The sequence below is a fragment of the Mucilaginibacter sp. UYNi724 genome, assembly GCF_054057495.1.
Genome location: NZ_JBSRZI010000004.1, coordinates 1 through 15,491, shown reverse-complemented (window position 1 = coordinate 15,491; position 15,491 = coordinate 1). Strand labels below are relative to the sequence as shown.

At 40.6% G+C, this 15,491-nt stretch carries 17 protein-coding genes and 1 tRNA gene; 11 read left to right on the top strand and 7 right to left on the bottom strand.

Features of this window, described 5'->3' with window-relative positions; all coding sequences use genetic code 11:
* Positions 1-3 precede the first annotated feature (3 nt).
* Positions 4-741, top strand: a complete 738-nt coding sequence (locus ACVW0P_RS07480) for a glycoside hydrolase family 16 protein (protein ID WP_457131520.1) — start codon at positions 4-6, stop codon at positions 739-741.
* Between the two features lie 64 nt (positions 742-805).
* Here the strand turns inward: ACVW0P_RS07480 and ACVW0P_RS07475 are convergent, their stop codons facing one another.
* On the bottom strand, positions 806-2,272 hold the full coding sequence (locus ACVW0P_RS07475) for a TonB-dependent receptor (protein WP_457131519.1): 1,467 nt from the start codon (positions 2,270-2,272) through the stop codon (positions 806-808).
* A gap of 191 nt (positions 2,273-2,463) precedes the next feature.
* On the opposite strand from ACVW0P_RS07475, the gene ACVW0P_RS07470 reads away from it, so the two are divergent.
* From ACVW0P_RS07470 to ACVW0P_RS07460, 3 genes are read left to right on the top strand one after another with little or no spacing between them, the layout of a single operon-like run.
* Complete coding sequence (locus ACVW0P_RS07470; RefSeq protein ID WP_457131518.1) at positions 2,464-2,898, top strand: hypothetical protein; 435 nt, start codon at positions 2,464-2,466, stop codon at positions 2,896-2,898.
* Positions 2,895-3,872, top strand: coding sequence for an MBOAT family protein (locus tag ACVW0P_RS07465; protein WP_457131517.1), 978 nt, complete (start codon positions 2,895-2,897; stop codon positions 3,870-3,872). The genes ACVW0P_RS07470 and ACVW0P_RS07465 overlap by 4 nt, the downstream gene beginning before the upstream one ends.
* Before the next feature lie 59 nt (positions 3,873-3,931).
* A complete protein-coding gene (locus tag ACVW0P_RS07460; RefSeq protein ID WP_457131516.1) occupies positions 3,932-4,399 on the top strand; it encodes a pyrophosphohydrolase domain-containing protein in 468 nt (155 codons plus the stop codon).
* 71 nt (positions 4,400-4,470) lie between these two features.
* Here ACVW0P_RS07460 and ACVW0P_RS07455 read toward each other — a convergent pair whose 3' ends face one another.
* Entirely contained in the window at positions 4,471-5,136 is a 666-nt protein-coding gene (locus ACVW0P_RS07455; protein ID WP_457131515.1) for a porin family protein, read from the bottom strand.
* 203 nt (positions 5,137-5,339) lie between these two features.
* Here ACVW0P_RS07455 and ACVW0P_RS07450 point away from each other — a divergent pair, with 203 nt between their 5' ends.
* Genes ACVW0P_RS07450 through ACVW0P_RS07430 form a run of 5 tightly spaced genes read left to right on the top strand, consistent with a single transcriptional unit; the run spans position 5,340 to position 9,884 of the window.
* A complete protein-coding gene (locus tag ACVW0P_RS07450; RefSeq protein WP_457131514.1) occupies positions 5,340-5,645 on the top strand; it encodes a carboxypeptidase-like regulatory domain-containing protein in 306 nt (101 codons plus the stop codon).
* 9 nt (positions 5,646-5,654) lie between these two features.
* The gene (locus ACVW0P_RS07445; RefSeq protein ID WP_457131513.1) at positions 5,655-8,249 is read left to right on the top strand and encodes an outer membrane beta-barrel protein; all 2,595 of its coding nucleotides are present in this window, start codon (positions 5,655-5,657) and stop codon (positions 8,247-8,249) included.
* Positions 8,250-8,254: 5 nt separating this feature from the next.
* Entirely contained in the window at positions 8,255-8,509 is a 255-nt protein-coding gene (locus ACVW0P_RS07440) for a hypothetical protein (protein ID WP_457131512.1), read from the top strand.
* Between the two features lie 10 nt (positions 8,510-8,519).
* Entirely contained in the window at positions 8,520-8,975 is a 456-nt protein-coding gene (locus ACVW0P_RS07435) for an alkaline phosphatase family protein (RefSeq protein ID WP_457131511.1), read from the top strand.
* A gap of 18 nt (positions 8,976-8,993) precedes the next feature.
* Entirely contained in the window at positions 8,994-9,884 is an 891-nt protein-coding gene (locus ACVW0P_RS07430) for an alkaline phosphatase family protein (RefSeq protein WP_457131510.1), read from the top strand.
* A gap of 84 nt (positions 9,885-9,968) precedes the next feature.
* On the opposite strand, the gene ACVW0P_RS07425 is transcribed toward ACVW0P_RS07430, so the two are convergent.
* Positions 9,969-10,331, bottom strand: a complete 363-nt coding sequence (locus tag ACVW0P_RS07425) for a response regulator (protein WP_354430937.1) — start codon at positions 10,329-10,331, stop codon at positions 9,969-9,971.
* A 37-nt stretch (positions 10,332-10,368) separates the two neighbouring features.
* A complete protein-coding gene (locus ACVW0P_RS07420) occupies positions 10,369-10,773 on the bottom strand; it encodes a response regulator (RefSeq protein WP_457131509.1) in 405 nt (134 codons plus the stop codon).
* Between the two features lie 327 nt (positions 10,774-11,100).
* Here ACVW0P_RS07420 and ACVW0P_RS07415 point away from each other — a divergent pair, with 327 nt between their 5' ends.
* Positions 11,101-12,087 carry a hypothetical protein gene (locus tag ACVW0P_RS07415; RefSeq protein WP_457131508.1) on the top strand — a complete coding sequence of 329 codons (987 nt, stop codon included), beginning with the start codon at positions 11,101-11,103 and terminating at the stop codon, positions 12,085-12,087.
* Positions 12,088-12,141: 54 nt separating this feature from the next.
* Here the strand turns inward: ACVW0P_RS07415 and ACVW0P_RS07410 are convergent, their stop codons facing one another.
* From ACVW0P_RS07410 to ACVW0P_RS07400, 3 genes are all read right to left on the bottom strand, one after another.
* The gene (locus ACVW0P_RS07410; protein ID WP_457131507.1) at positions 12,142-12,291 is read right to left on the bottom strand and encodes a hypothetical protein; all 150 of its coding nucleotides are present in this window, start codon (positions 12,289-12,291) and stop codon (positions 12,142-12,144) included.
* A gap of 379 nt (positions 12,292-12,670) precedes the next feature.
* Entirely contained in the window at positions 12,671-13,498 is an 828-nt protein-coding gene (locus ACVW0P_RS07405; protein ID WP_457131506.1) for a hypothetical protein, read from the bottom strand.
* 469 nt (positions 13,499-13,967) lie between these two features.
* Positions 13,968-14,040, bottom strand: a tRNA-Lys gene (locus tag ACVW0P_RS07400).
* Positions 14,041-14,294: 254 nt separating this feature from the next.
* On the opposite strand from ACVW0P_RS07400, the gene ACVW0P_RS07395 reads away from it, so the two are divergent.
* Positions 14,295-14,588 (top strand): Bor family protein, encoded by a 294-nt coding sequence (locus ACVW0P_RS07395; RefSeq protein ID WP_354430918.1) that lies wholly within the window; start codon positions 14,295-14,297, stop codon positions 14,586-14,588.
* The last annotated feature ends 903 nt before the right edge of the window (positions 14,589-15,491 follow it).

Genomic DNA, 15,491 nt, shown 5'->3' with positions numbered 1-15,491 from the left:
ACCATGAAAAAGATATACTTTTTAGTGTTTGCGTTATTGGTAACCGCCACGTACAATAATTTAAACGCACAGGGAAAAACCATTAAATGGAGTGGCTACACCTGGAATGTTAAAGAACCAACCGAAGCCACGGGCCCCGGCCCTAATTATTGGAGCGGCGCTAATGTTTGGGTTGATGGCAGCGGCTGGTTACACTTAAAAGTAAGCAAAAACGCCACAAATGGCCGCTGGGAGTGTGCTGAAGTGGCCAGTATAGAAAGCTTTGGTATGGGTACTTACCAATGGCAGATAGATGCTGACGTAGATAAGTTTGATAAAAATTTGGTACTCGGCTTGTTCGATTACTCGGGTACCGATGCGCGCGACGAGATAGATATCGAGTTTGCACGTTGGGGTAACTCCGCTTATCCAAACTTAAACTACACCGTTTACCCAAAAGCAGGCGACCCGCCAAGGCATACCAGCTATAGTACAGAATTTGCATCGCCAAACGGTACTTATACCACCCACAGATTTATCCGTACGGCAAACAGCGTTACGTTCAAGACATTGTATGGGCATCTTAATGATGAGCCGAGGGATAATTTGTTTTTGAGTAAAGAGTTCAAGAGCCCGTCGGTATCTGTAAGTAGCGTTAATATGCCGGTATTGTTAAACCTTTGGTTATTTAAAGGGCAAGCGCCAACAGATGATAAACCCTTCGAGGTTGTCATCCACAGCTTTAAATTTACAGCGCAATAAATTTGTTAGTTAGTTAGATTGAGAATTGCCTGGTTGTTGAGAAACATCCGGGCTTTTTTATGAACTATAATTCGGCTTGTGGTGTTGCGGCATTATCGCTTTTAACCTCGCAGGCATAACCAAAAAGGCACCTGTCCTTAATAATGGCGGCTACCTCTGCAGGTACAAATTGTTCCCAGCCATCAGCACCTTCCTTTATCAGTTGTAAAACCTTGTCGGTTTGCAAGTTAAGGTTGCCTTTGTTGTAATCTTTAATGTCTTCTATTTTGTTGTTGGCTATCAGGTATTGGTAAAGGTCTATCAAATGCGGGGGCAGGGTAAATTTCTCGCTGTTCCAGATCTGGCCATCGCGCAGGGTAGGGTATATAAACACTTTAACTTTACGGCTAAACAACGTAGCGAAGGATTCTAAAATACCGCCCGGCAGGTTCCGGTAATGTTCTTCGGTGAAAATATACTCTAAGTTAGGGTAACCCAAAACCACACCCATTTTAAGCTTGGTGATCTTAGACAGGTAGGCCACGAGTTTATAATACTCATGAAAGTTAGAGATCAGTACGTTTTGGCCAAGCGAGCAAAGGATATCTACCCGGTCAAGAAAATCTTTTTCGTCTATGTCGGCGTTCTCATCTGCGTCACGTTCTTTTAGCGATTGCAGGGTAAGCTCGGTTATCACCACAACATTATCCTTGTCAACATCGGGTTCATCCAAAAATTGCTCAACCCCGGTCTTTAACATATCGATGTGTACGTTAATTACCGGCCTGAACCGCCCGCGAACCACCACGATATGCTTCTTATAAAGCACCTCGCTTGGTTGCCTGTTTTTGCCATTAGGGCCAAACAAGGCGGCATCAGAAAAGCCATATTTTACCAGGTAAAGGCTCATCAACCGGTTATCTACCTTGGTAAACGCCGGCCCTTCAAAGTGGATCATATCTATCTGGATGCGGTCTTTCGACAGATCATCCATCAGCGAGAGCAAAAAGCTAAGGGGTTGTTTATAATAGTTAAAACAAGCATAGATGAGGTTAACACCCAGTACACCTACAGCTTGCTGCTGCAGGTTATTATTGTTATCTAACAGTTTTACATGCAGCAGTACATCCTGGTATTTACCGTTGGGCTCTAACTGGAAACGAACGCCCATCCAACCGTGACCGTCGTTGGTTTTAAAGTAATTAAGTGCCGAAAAAGTGTCAGAAAAGGCGAAGAAGGTAGTGGCGTGGCCGCGTTGTTCGGCAAGGCGTTCTATCAGCAGGTCATACTCTTTTTCGAGCATGGATAACAGCCTTTGCTCGGTTACGTAACGTTTTACCTGCTGGGTGCCATAAATGGCATCAGAGAAGGTCATATCATAAGCAGACATGGTTTTGGCGATGGTACCCGATGAGGCGCCGGCCTTAAAAAAGTTAGCGGCAACATCCTGCCCGGCACCTATTTCGGCAAAAGAACCGTAAATGGCAGGGTCGAGGTTAATGGCAAGCGCTTTTTGTTTTGTACCGAGGTCTTTATTATGATTGATATCCATGCGCCGGGAAGTTTGAATGAACGTTGTGTAAACTACTGTAAAAATACGTTTTTATACTGATAGTGGGTGTGTTGTAGATAAACTTAACATCAGGGGAGGGTGTTTGATATAGAATTATTAAATTATATTTTCAGTAATTATTGAAAGTTTATGAATTTGTTTTATATTTGTCTCACCAAACAATAGGGCAGATGGAAACAAATGATCTTAATATTAAAATTTTATTACGCCTTGCGGGCCTTGCGCAAATTGTATTGGTGCTTGGTAGCCTCGCCATCCCTAAAGTGTTAATGTTCAAAGCCGGGCTTGTTACAGTTCGGCCACTCCTTAAACAAATGTTTTGGACCTACGCGGCTTATATCCTGGTCACCAATCTATGCTTTGGTTTACTATCATTATTTGCTTACCAGGATCTGTTGAACCATTCTGTATTAGCGGTATGCGTTACGGGCTTTATCGCCGTGTATTGGATCTCCCGGGTTTTGGTGCAATTCTTTTACTTTGACAAGGTCGACCTCCCAAACGGGCCTTGGCACAAAGTTGCCGAAGCGGTTTTGGTTACGCTATTTATCACATTAAGTGTAGTTTACAGTTTTGCTTTTTATCTTAACTTTCAGCAGATATGAACACCGCGGTTATCATTCATCTTGTTTGTTTCGGGTTTATTAACCTTGTTGTAATATTGGTTGGTTACTTGTTCTTAAAATATAAGATGGTTTGGGCCGGTTGGCTGATGCTTGTTGTAAGTATCCTTACCATACATCTTTTGTTTTTATACGAACAACCTATACTGCGCATGCTGGCAATTATTGCCACCACCTTTAGCTGCATGAAGGTTATTGCCGTTACCGAAGGTTATAAGAACAAACCGGTAACCCTTAGTTTTAAGCAATGGATAACCTATGCCATTGGTTGGGTAGGCATGCGCGCCGAGCCTTTTGAAACCCTCGGTGCACCCGCTTTGCCCAATGCTTGGCCAATGGTCCGCTTCGGTATTAGCCGTGTATTATTTGGGGCGATGCTAATCGGGTTGGCACATTTTATAGTAGCCCAACACATCAACCCAGGTATCATTTATATATTAGTAAGCACCCTGCTATTAGTAGGTTTTAGCCTGGTATTGCATTTCGGTTTATTGGGTATCAGCGCGGGTATGTGGCGCTTCTCTGGCGTAAATACCTATTACCTTTTCAGGCAGCCCGCAAAGGCCCTTATCCTAACCGAACTGTGGAGTAAACGCTGGAACATCGCTTTTAGCGAGATGACCTCGATTACCATCTTTCGCCCGATGAAAAGCAAAGTAGGGGGTGCGGTAGCGTCAATGATCGCCTTTATTTTTTCCGGTTTGCTGCATGAATTGGCTTTGAGCGTTCCTGTCAATAGCGGGTACGGTTTGCCCACGCTTTACTTTGTGTTACAAGGTTTATTGGTATTGGTCGAAAAATTCTTCACGCTCAAGAAAATAACGCTCCTCCAAAATAAGGTGATCGCCCGCATTTGGGTTTTCTTTTGGCTTGTGGTGCCTATGCCATTGCTGTTCCACGCGCAGTTTTTAAAAATGGTAGTGTGGCCATTGGCTGGGTTAACAATTCCCTTATAAAAAGCACCAAAATTTAGTAGCTTTGGCTCCATTATTATAACTCATAAAGCTACAATACCATGCAGGAAGCATCTCCGTTAAACCAGGTTGCAGAATTTCATAAAACGTTTAAACACCCGGTGCTTGATGAGCCAACCATACCCTCACAAGCCCGTTGCGACCTGCGCGTTGCCCTTTTGGCCGAAGAGGTGAAAGAGTTGCAGGAAGCCATTGCCGATAATAACCTGGTTGAAATTGCCGATGCCCTTTGCGATATACAATACGTACTGGCAGGCGCCATTTTAGAGTTTGGCCTTGGCGATAAATTTAAGGCCCTTTTCGACGAGGTGCACCGCTCTAATATGAGCAAAGCCTGTAACACCATAGAAGAAGCAAACCAAACCATTGCGCACTACCTGAAAAAGGATGGCAGCAAAGCGCATTACAAAGAAGAGGAATCGAAATTTTTAGTGTTCCGCACGGCGGATAATAAAACGCTGAAGTCTATCAACTATTCACCTGCAGATCTAAAGGGTTTGTTGTTGTAAAGTAAATCGACTACGATAAAAAAGCCTTTCAGCATACTACTGAAAGGCTTTTGTTTTGATCTTGGGTTCGGTTAAAGTGAATATCCTACAGATACATTAAAAACACGGTTCTTGATTTTATTATCGTTTTGTCCGGGTGCGATATTGGTCAATCCATATCCGTATCCGGCACTTAGCTGAAAGCCGTTGTTAAAGGCAAAACCTGCCAATATGTTAACTCCATAATCCATCCGTTTAAGATCATCAACATTGTTGCCTATGGTATAATTAAAGGTTTGATCCGGCTGTTTTACACCCCCAACGGTAGATGTGCTTTTAGCATTTGCCGACATAAGATAACCCGCGTATGGCCCGCCGCCGAAAAAAACCTTACCGGGGGCAAGTTTTACATTATACAGTATATTAACAGGCAATTCTAAATAATTGTATTTGATAGTCCCACCAAAAGAAACGTTTTCAGTAGAGCCGCCGTTAATGTTTCTTGTCGTTTCATAATTAGCTTTAAAACCTTTCAACGAGTAGAATAGACCTGGTTCCACAGCCCAGTTGCCGAGCCCTATGTTTGCAAATAGCCCGCCGTTAAATGCCGCCAAATTGTTGGTTTCATTTCCTTCGGGAATGGAGCCCCTGTCTACTGTGGCTAAATTTAAACCGCCCCTAATTCCAAATTTAACTGATTGTGCCGACAGCGTGTAAGTTGCTGCCATAAGAGATACTAATAAAATTGCTTTTTTCATGTTTAAGGTTTGTAGGTGCTTAAACTAAACTTTCAATAATTTATTGCAGCAATAAAAAGGTTTTGTTATCAATGTTCAGGACGCTTGTTAAGGCCTTAATCTTTTATTAAACTGATCACCATGTAAGGTTAACATGCAGCAAACCCGCCGTTAATGTCACTCATACACTTTTGCGCTTAATTAAAACTCACAAACTATTAAGCATGAAAAAACAATTCCTCAAAAAATTATGGCTCGTATGTCTGTTCAGTTTGCTGTTTGTAACAGCAGGTATGGCGCAAACTAACTTAGCCGGCATATCCGGTAAAGTTGCAGACGTAAGCGGAGCATTGCTGCCAAACGCGACTATTACTGTAAAAAACGAATCTACCGGCTTTACTATAAAAGCATCATCTAACTCAAAAGGTACATTTTTACTGAAAGAGCTGCCATTAGGTTCGCCTTACAGTATTACAGTCGAGGCAATGGGCCTTGCTACTCAAAAGCAAACGGGGTATTCCCTAAACTAGGGCGACCTTTTGCAGGTTTCGTTTGTGATGGAACAAAAAGTGCAGGAACTTAACGCGGTTGAGATCAAAGCGCCATCAACCCGTAACAAAATCGAGAACATTGGCTCTGCAACAGCGGTTACCGCTAAAGATATTGCAAAGTTACCGGTAAACGGACGTAACTTTACGTCGCTGGCAGATCTTTCGCCACTTAGCGCGGGCAGCAGTTTAAGCGGCCAGTTAGCATCAGCAACCAACTATACCATTGATGGTATGGCGGCAAGGGGCACCATATCCGGCGGCCAGCCAACGGGTGCTTATTCTATCTCGTTAGAAGCGGTAAGGGAGTTCCAAGTGGTTACCAACCAGTACGATGTTACCTATGGTAATGCAGGTGGTGGTACAATCAGTACGGTAACCAAATCGGGTACAAACGTACTTTCAGGTAGTGCCTTTACATACGCGCGTGCCAACTGGCTTTCCAGCCCGTACGGCCTAAATGGTTTGAAACGTAACCAGGCCTTTTCTACCTATCAGTACGGTTTCTCGTTAGGCGGCCCTATTGTTAAAGATAAAGCGCAGTTTTTTATCGCCTGGGATCACCAAGCCGATTCAAGGCCGTTATACATCGCCAACATCCAATCGGCAGATGACGAGAAGCGTTTTAACGTAACTCAAAATACATTAGATAATTTTTTAACCATCGCCAGGAATAAATATGGTGTGGCAAACTCGCCACAGTTTGGCCAGTTTGATAAATTTAAGAATACACACGCCGGCTTTATCCGTATAGACTGGCAGATAAACCCTAAGAACCTGTTCACCATCCGTAATAACTTTATTTACGATCTGGACAATCAATCAGACGGGGATAACACCGCTATCAATATTTACGAGGTTTACAGTACCCGTAAAAGCATGAACAATAGCGTAATGGCATCGTTACGTAGTATCCTGAGTCCCAATTTAACTAACGAGTTAAAAGTTCAACATTACTGGGAATATAATAAGCTGTTTGCAAACAGCCAGTTACCAGAGGATAACATCCCACGTGCTATTATTCAAAACATTCCTTCGGTAGCAGCTGATGGTTCTACCTATTCTACCGCCATACAATTAGGCGGCCAGCGTTACGGCGGCGATTATTTTAATAACAACGTTGCCCAATTAACCGATAACGTTTACTGGACAAAAGGGAAATACAACTTTACCTTTGGCGGCGGCTTAACGTTCACCAACCAAAACTCAATTTACGGTAGCGAAATAAACGGCCGTTATTACTTTAGCGGTGGTTTAACCAATTTTGACAATTTAACCCCATATCGTTATGCGAGGGATATCTATACATCTACCGACAGGAATATAAAATTTAACATACTTGCGCCAAACTTATATGCGCAGGTACAAACAACCTTATTCCCCGGGTTTGATTTAACAGCAGGTATCCGTGCCGATTACACTACTTACCTTGACCAGGCAAACTTTAACGAAACGGTTTATAATACGCTTGGTTTAAATACCTCTAACAAACTGGCAACCTTCCAGGTGCAGCCAAGGGTACAGGCAACATGGGATGTAGGCCAAAATGGAAAAGACATCATCCGTTTGGGAGGTGGTATCTTAGGTTCGGCACTAAACCCGTACTCTATGATCAACAACATGTTGTTTGATGGGTCGCACATTATAGGTGTTGATATTACAAATGCAGCCTTGATACCTAAGCCAAACTTCCCCGGTTACCGGGCCGACCCTTCAACTGCACCGGGTTTAGATTTGCTTAACAACCCCGCTATAGCAAAACTGGCAACCATTAACATGAATGGTAAAGATGCTAAAGTACCGGTTGTCTTCAAGGCAAACATATCTTACTCACACTTCTTCGCGCAAAACTTTAGGGTTACCGCAAGCGGATATTTAAGCCTGGGCCGCAACAACTACACTTACCTTGATAAAAACATGGTAGATCAGCCATTCTTCCGCCTTGCAGCCGAAGATAACAGAGGAGTATATGTTCCCGCAAGTTCTATTAAGGCAGATAATGGTACGGTTGACTGGACACAAGGCAGAAAAACTACTGAAGTTGGCCGTGTGTTAGAATTGCAAAGCGTTGGTAAAGTAAACCAAATGGCATTTGTTTTTGATGCCGATTATAAGTACTACAAACAAGGCGAAATTTCGGTATCGTACACCTGGAACCAAACTAAAGACAATACATCATACAACGGTAACGTAGCAAACACCGCTACGCTGGTACAATACGTAAAAGATGATCCACGCAACCTGGGTGGAATGAACTATTCTGATAACCAGTTCAGGAGCAAAATTGTAGCTTACGGTAGCTCGCCAACGTTCTACGGTTTTAGCGCGGGTGTTAGGTTCTCGGGCTTAAGCGGTACCCGTTACTCGTTATTTGTTAACGGAAACGTAAACGGGGATTTTGTTGCAAGTAACGATCTTGCCTACGTATACGACCCTAACGCTGCTGCTACCCCACAATACCTTAAAGATGGTATCAACGCGGTATTGAACAACCCTAAGGTTGAAAGAGGGATGAAAGAATACATCCGTAACAGCTTTGGTAAAGTTGCCGAGCGCAACGGTGGTGTCAACCCTTTTATGGTGTAGTTGATTTGAGGTTGATCAAAAAAATAGCCATCGCTAAAAAGCAATTTATCGAGGTATCGGTCGATCTGTTTAACGTAAGCAATTTGCTTAACAAAAACTGGGGTGTAAACCACAACCTTGGTGCAACATCAATTTACAACATTAAAAGCTTTGATGCCACCAAGCAACAGTATGTGTACTCGGTTAATACCAACGCAGGTGTATCAAACTTAAGTGGTAACCCTTACCAGTTCCAGTTAGGTTTGCGTTACGGCTTTTAATTACAACATTATGAAAAGAAATATATACGGTGCCCTTATAGTACTTGTCGCGTTATTAGGCTTAAAACAAAGTGCAATAGCACAAGCCCCACAGGCAAAATATGTGATACTGGTAACGATAGATGGCTTCAGGCCCGAGTTTTACCTGGATAGCGTTAAATATGCTATGCCTACGGTAAGGGAGTTAATGAAAAACGGCGTTGCAGCACAGGGGTTAAACCCTGTATTCCCGTCGGTAACGTACCCGGATCATACTACTATGATAACCGGAGTAACCCCTGCAAAGCACGGTATCTATTACAACACACCGTTCGAGGCCGAAGGTGCAACAGGCAAATGGTATTGGGATTATAGTTTGATAAAATCGCCAACCCTTTGGGATGCCATGCACAAAGCAGGTAAAACAACGGCATGCGTTCGTTGGCCGGTTACCGTAAACGCGCCTATAGATTACAGGATCCCCTAGTATTGGAACTATAAAAACATGAGCGATGCAAGGGAATATACGGCTGCTGCAACCCAACCTGCAACTTTATGGAAAGAGGTGCAGGATAATGCAACCGGTTTGTTGGAAGCAAGCGACCTTAACGCGTACAACGATGAACTGATACAAGATGAGAACGTTGCCCGTATTACCGGTTACATCATTAAAAAGTACAAGCCAAATTTCACCGATTTGCACTTAGCCTGTACTGACCATTATGAACACGAAAACGGACGCGATCACTATATGGTGAAAGCTTCTGTAGCAGGGGCGGATAGGGCCATTAAAACATTGGTTGAAGCCGTAAATCGGGCTAAAATTGCCGATAGTACATTGATTATTGTACTGGGCGACCATGGTTTCGAGAATATCTACCGTAGCTTTAACCCTAATGTTTTGTTGAAACAAGCGGGTTTAATTACCAATGTTAAAACGGGTAATTGGAAAGCGCAGTTCCACTCATCGGGTGGTTCGTCATTTTTGCAATTAAAAGATAAAAATGATAAGGCTACCTTAAACAAAGTGACCGCCCTTATGGCGCAACAACCAGATTCTGTTAAACAATACTATCAGGTAATAAACAAGGCAGGCCTTGATAAAGTTGGTGCCGACCCTAATGTGCAGCTTGCAATTAGCGGTTTAAATGGCACCACTATAGGTAACGGTACCGAAACCCTTACACAAAAGTTTAACAAGGTGAAAGGCACCCACGGCTTTTACCCGGACCATAAACAGATCCAAACGGGCTTTGTGGCATTTGGCCCCGGCCTTAAAAAAGGAACCGTTATCCCGGTAATGAACATGGTGGATATTGCACCATTTATAGGTAAACTAACAGGCGTAACCCTGCCAGCAACCGATGGTAAACTTTACCCGGAGTTGTTTCAGTAACCTTAAACTCCAAAACAAGAAGCCCCACATCGAAAGATACGGGGCTTCTTGCTTTTATACCTATAAAATGGGTGTCATAGCACCTTACTTTGCTATGAATTTGTTAATAACGCTCACTAAATAATCAATATTGAAAGGCTTTTTTATGTAGGCATCATAGTCGAAATTACCAACTGCAATAGCCTGCTTTTGGTAAGCCGACATCAATATTACCGGTATGCCGGCGGTGTCTTTATGGTTTTTTATTATTTTACATATTTGCCCGCCTGTTAAACCCGGCAGCATGTAGTCGGTTAAAACCAAGTCTGGTTGATGAGTTTTTACTAACGCTATTATGTCATCGGTTCCGTTAGAACCGCTCACCTCAAAGTTGGCGATATTTAATACCGTTGTAGTGATTTCAAGTATGTCATTGTCATCCTCTATTATAAGTATTTTTTTTTTCATAGTGTGTATCCGGATATGATCAGTCAGCGAGTTGGCTCTAAGCAGCTTTTAAAATGTTCCTGAGATGTTCTAAGTTGAGTGGTTTATTTATAAAATCTTCAACTAAGGGTTCACACTTAGATTTGTCCATATCCTCTCTGTATATAGAAGAGGAAAGAATGTAAATTTGAATCTTCTTTAATAATTTTAAACGCTCATATTCTCTTAAAAACTCCCACCCATTCATTTCAGGCATATTTAAGTCTAAAAAGATATAGTCGGGTAACTCATTAACATTAGTGTCGGCTACCTTAATTAGTTTTTCAATTGCTCCGGCTCCGTTATTAATTGTATCAACATTAATCTCTCCATCTACTCTTTTAATCAACATTTTAATTATCATATTGTCCAGGGGTTCATCATCAATAACATAGATCCTGGTGGGCTGGGTATTCGTAATCATCAATGTCAAAACGCCAATACCTTGAGTTTTGTTTCCTTTTTTGTAAATTTTATGTTTTAATAGTTAATGTGTTTTCTGTAATAATAGCTTGTGTACATAAGATATAAGGTTTATATTAATATTAATTGGTGTGAAATTAAGTAATGTAGTCGATGGATCTGAACCCCCGGTATTTTAAAAAATGAGATCGAGAGGCGGCGCCAAAAGCGTACAATTCAAATGCCGCGGAACTTCCATTTAGTGGCTTTTATGTTTCTGTATTACAAATGAATATGTTAGCTATCAATGTTATATTTACCATCAGCGTTTTAGCTAATAAATTAAACGATGGATACAGAAGTAAGTACTAATTTTATTGGCCTGCTCGAAAGAGCTACCCGGACGATCATAGATGAGCCGGATAATTTAGGCGGCATTTATAAAGTAATTCACGAGTTACACACGGTGTATGCCGAACAATCAGGAGTTGCTGCCGGGGATATTACAGACGATGATATTATGCTGCCATCCGGTAAAGCAGTATCTACTATTAAGGCTGCCCATTGCCTGCTTGAGTTTCAGCGAACGGCAGTTTTTATTAGGGGAATATACAAGGCGGTTTGTAAGATAAAGGCCGATTTTCCTTCAGAAACCATTCATATTTTATATGCGGGCTGCGGCCCTTATGCAACACTGCTTACGCCATTGGTCGCATTGTTCAATCATACCGAAATAGCCTTTACTTTTCTTGACATTAACGGGGCATCGCTAAATGCGGTAAACAGGATGTATGATGGGCTAAATTTAAGTGAATATGTAAAAGAATATGTGTGTGCCGATGCCACAACTTATAATATACCTGATGGCACAACAGTTCACCTGGCTGTATCAGAAACTATGCTAAATGCGCTAATGAAAGAGCCACAGGTAGCGGTTATGCAAAACCTTATACCTCAATTATTACCCAAGGCACTGTTTGTACCTGCTAAAATTACCGTGAGCGCAAATTTGTTGGACATGAACGAAGAACAAAGAAGTAAAACAACGAAAATTTCACCGCGCCGTATGGCGCTTGGTGAAGTGTACACAATAAGCAAAGCGCATTACGCAACGCCAAAACCGGTCACCTTTAGTATTCCGGACGAGGTAGATAGTTTCAAATCGATTTTTTTGCATACCCGCATTGAAACCTATGGCGGTGAAGTATTAACCGATTACCAGTGCAGCCTTACCAACCCAAAAATGATTACCAGTATGGGGGAAATGGAAGGTAAGCGAATAACATTTAATTACCTTAACGGTGAAACACCTGGTTTTACCTACCTGTGGGGGTAAATATTGGCTTACATTAGCTTTTAAGGTAAAAACGTCTATAAATTGCAGCCTGAATTAGTTTGTTGCTTTACCATTCAAAAACTGGATGATCTTATCGATATCCGGGTTTTTTATATCAGCTTTTTTTAATTCGTCAAAATCCTCCAGAAATTCCTCCTTAAAGGTTGGATGTGTTTTATCAAAAGGTACGTTTTTGTATTTCAAAAGAATTTTTCACTTTGATAAAACATAACAACAAGTAACCGATATGATTTTGCACATGTTTGAAGCATCATATTAGATATTACCTCATTGTTTTATAAAAATACTTTTGTGAAACAAAAACGGCCTTTAAACATCTTAAAGGCCGTTTTGTAATTAGTTGGTGACCTACCGACCGCAGTTTTCAAACTCTTTTATAGAAGATTTGAAAAAAATAGCATCAATCTCAGTAAAATTATAACCTTACACTACATAAACCGATTGGGTATTTTAAGCTGTGTTGCGACGTGTAAGCCAGCTTGTAAATCCCGATGGTTATAGTGTCTTGTTATAAATCCTAAACTGAATAAAGAAGAATTAAAAAGCACTTCTAAGCATTAAATTAAAGTTGTGAGGTAAATACGCCATTAAAATAGTTTTCTGATTCACTGATATCCGCTTTGGTATATTTATTAACAAAGTTTTCCATAGTACTGCGAAATTCTTTGTCGTTTATCCAGTCATTGATCTTAAACTCAGCAGTGATCGCATTCATCTCAAACTTCATTATGACACGGTCAAAAGACTGGCAGGAAGAACAGATTTTATAATTATCCCTCGTAAAGGAAGTGAAGTATAGTCTAATCTTAGGTGTATAAACAAAGTCCTGACCCTTTTCAATTATTTCATGTACAATTGATACCACGGCGTATTTATAACCCGGTCCATCCTTACCAGCCTGTATTTTGATCGATTCTCCCTGGGATCTAAGAAAACGTTCGAAACCTGACAATTCAGGGCCGCTCGCAACCACGTTACTGGTTATAAAATTAATAAAGTTTGATGCCACCTCTCTACCGATAACATCTTTGTCGTAATATTCCTTAGAGTTATTATAAAAGTTGAAAAAGGATGGAATTACCCGTTCCATTACGTAATTCCATGTAGCGGCATCTACCGCCTTTTCTTCATCGTTACCGGCTACTTTAATAACGGCCGCCACAACAACTCCAACCAAACCTTCAAGTAATACATTTACCTTACGCTGAGTTTCTACCAAATTTGGCGGCAGTGGGTTAGTGGTTAAATTCAGGTAAGTTACCTGCCCTTCTCTATTGATAATGTTTGGGTTTGTATCGAAAACACCTAAATTAACTAAATAATTTTCAGATTTACTTAAGGCTGTCAGGACTTCTGCTTTTAAACCTTTTGCGGTATTGTTTGATTCCATGAGCTGATAGATAGTTTTTTAATTATGGTTATTGGTACACTTTAGCAAAGTGATTCTCAAAGCTATTATATTTATATATGATTCAATAGGGTATAAACATCTTAAAAAAAAAGTTATTATACATGAGCTGTATTCCGATTAAAATATATAAATATCAAATCTGTACTATAAGTAATGTTAAATGGCTTACACCGCGAAAAACTTGGTATGTAACCGTCATTAAGTTCACTTAGCTAACAGGGACACCAAGTTTTTTCCTTAAGACTTCGGCAATGGGCTTAACTGTAATCGCTTCCAAAGCAGTTGCATAATGACGGGCTTCGATGTTACCCCAAAAAACAACTTTTGCGGAGAGCAATATCGAACGCTCTTGATATATGAAGCAATCTGCGTTTTTGATAGCATAAAGGTTATTTTTGAACAAAAAAAGACCGCAAAACAGTCGTTAAAACTGATTTGCGGTCAAAGGTGACCTGGGAGGGGTTCGAACCCTCGACCCACTGATTAAGAGTCAGTTGCTCTACCAGCTGAGCTACCAAGTCAATACTGATGTTTTGACGGGCTGCAAATATACGATTGATAGTTGTAACTACTAATATTTTGTTTAAAGTCACTTTTATTCTTCTATAAAAGTAGCTAAAATCCTGAATTGCTAATCCGGTAACATAATGGGTTTAACTTTAATTGTAAATACCTTTATATCAGTTACGGTCCTGGGCCTTCCTAATTTCTTTATAATAATCTGAAGGTTTGATGGATTTTACTATCTTCACATTCTAATTTAAAACCTCATTACATGAAACATTTTTCCAAAACTATCTTATTCCTTGCTTTTATTTGCTTGAGTTTCTCATCGTGCTATGTTAACACTTTTAAAGTAGGAAAAGGTGCTCAATCAAATGTTAAGGTTTCCAAATGGAATCATTACGTCTTGTTTGGCTTAGCGCCAGTTGGTGTGTCTGATCCGAATACTTTGGCAGGCGGAGCACAAGACTACACGGTTACCATTCAGCACAGTTTTGTAAATGGACTATTAAACGCCATCACGTTTGGTCTTTATTCACCAACTACAACAACTGTAACAAAGTAATTTTAATGGCAGGGCTAAGGTACTGCCTTCATTTTTATGCGATATTTCGTTTTTATCTTAAGCATTATCTTTATAATTAGTATTGTTATCAATGTTTTGGGGCTTGATATCGAAAGCACTTTTAAAAGAATAACAAACTATGGCTTCGGTTACATAACAGGTAATATATTGTTACTTGTGGCTTTTTTATTTATTGCATTTTTATCGGGACGCGCCATTGTTGAAAAGGACTTAAACGGCTCTGACTAGTAAAAGCCCGGTTAAGTCCTTTTTAATTTATGCTTGTTGATAAGTAACCGACATAATAATCAGCGGCTGTTTGAGCCTGAAGAGTCTACTAAAGTGCAGGGCCTTTATTATTTTTGTATTACTTCAAAAGAAAGATCAACTGTGGTAAACTTTTTAATGTGTAGCAATGCTGATTCACCGTTATTTGCTGTCATTATAGTTTCCGGTTCCATCTTTTAAAAATTGAAAAAAGCGCCCTTGTTGCTTGGAACAGGGAATACCTCAGCTTCTTGTACCTGCCCATCGTTGTTGTAATTCAGCCCCACCTTAGTCATATTCCGAAATCCAATTAACAAGCTTTCATTGTCCCAGGCGTTACATTATCTTTTTTGCAGGATGTAAAGGAGATTATGAAGACCACAATAGCCAATACTGCTAATATAATTTTTGATGTTTTCATAGGTTGATTTTATGTTTATCAAACATTCATCAGCTACACCAACACTTTTGCAACAAGGAGCAGGAACCCTTTTTTATGATTGAACAAGGAGTTTGAAATAGAAGAGTTGCATTAGGTATTTGAGTAGTCCTGAAATAGGTTGACTGTTTTTGATTACACAAACATTGATAAAAAAGCTCAAACATTCACCAAAGATGTTTGAGCTTTTTTGTTGT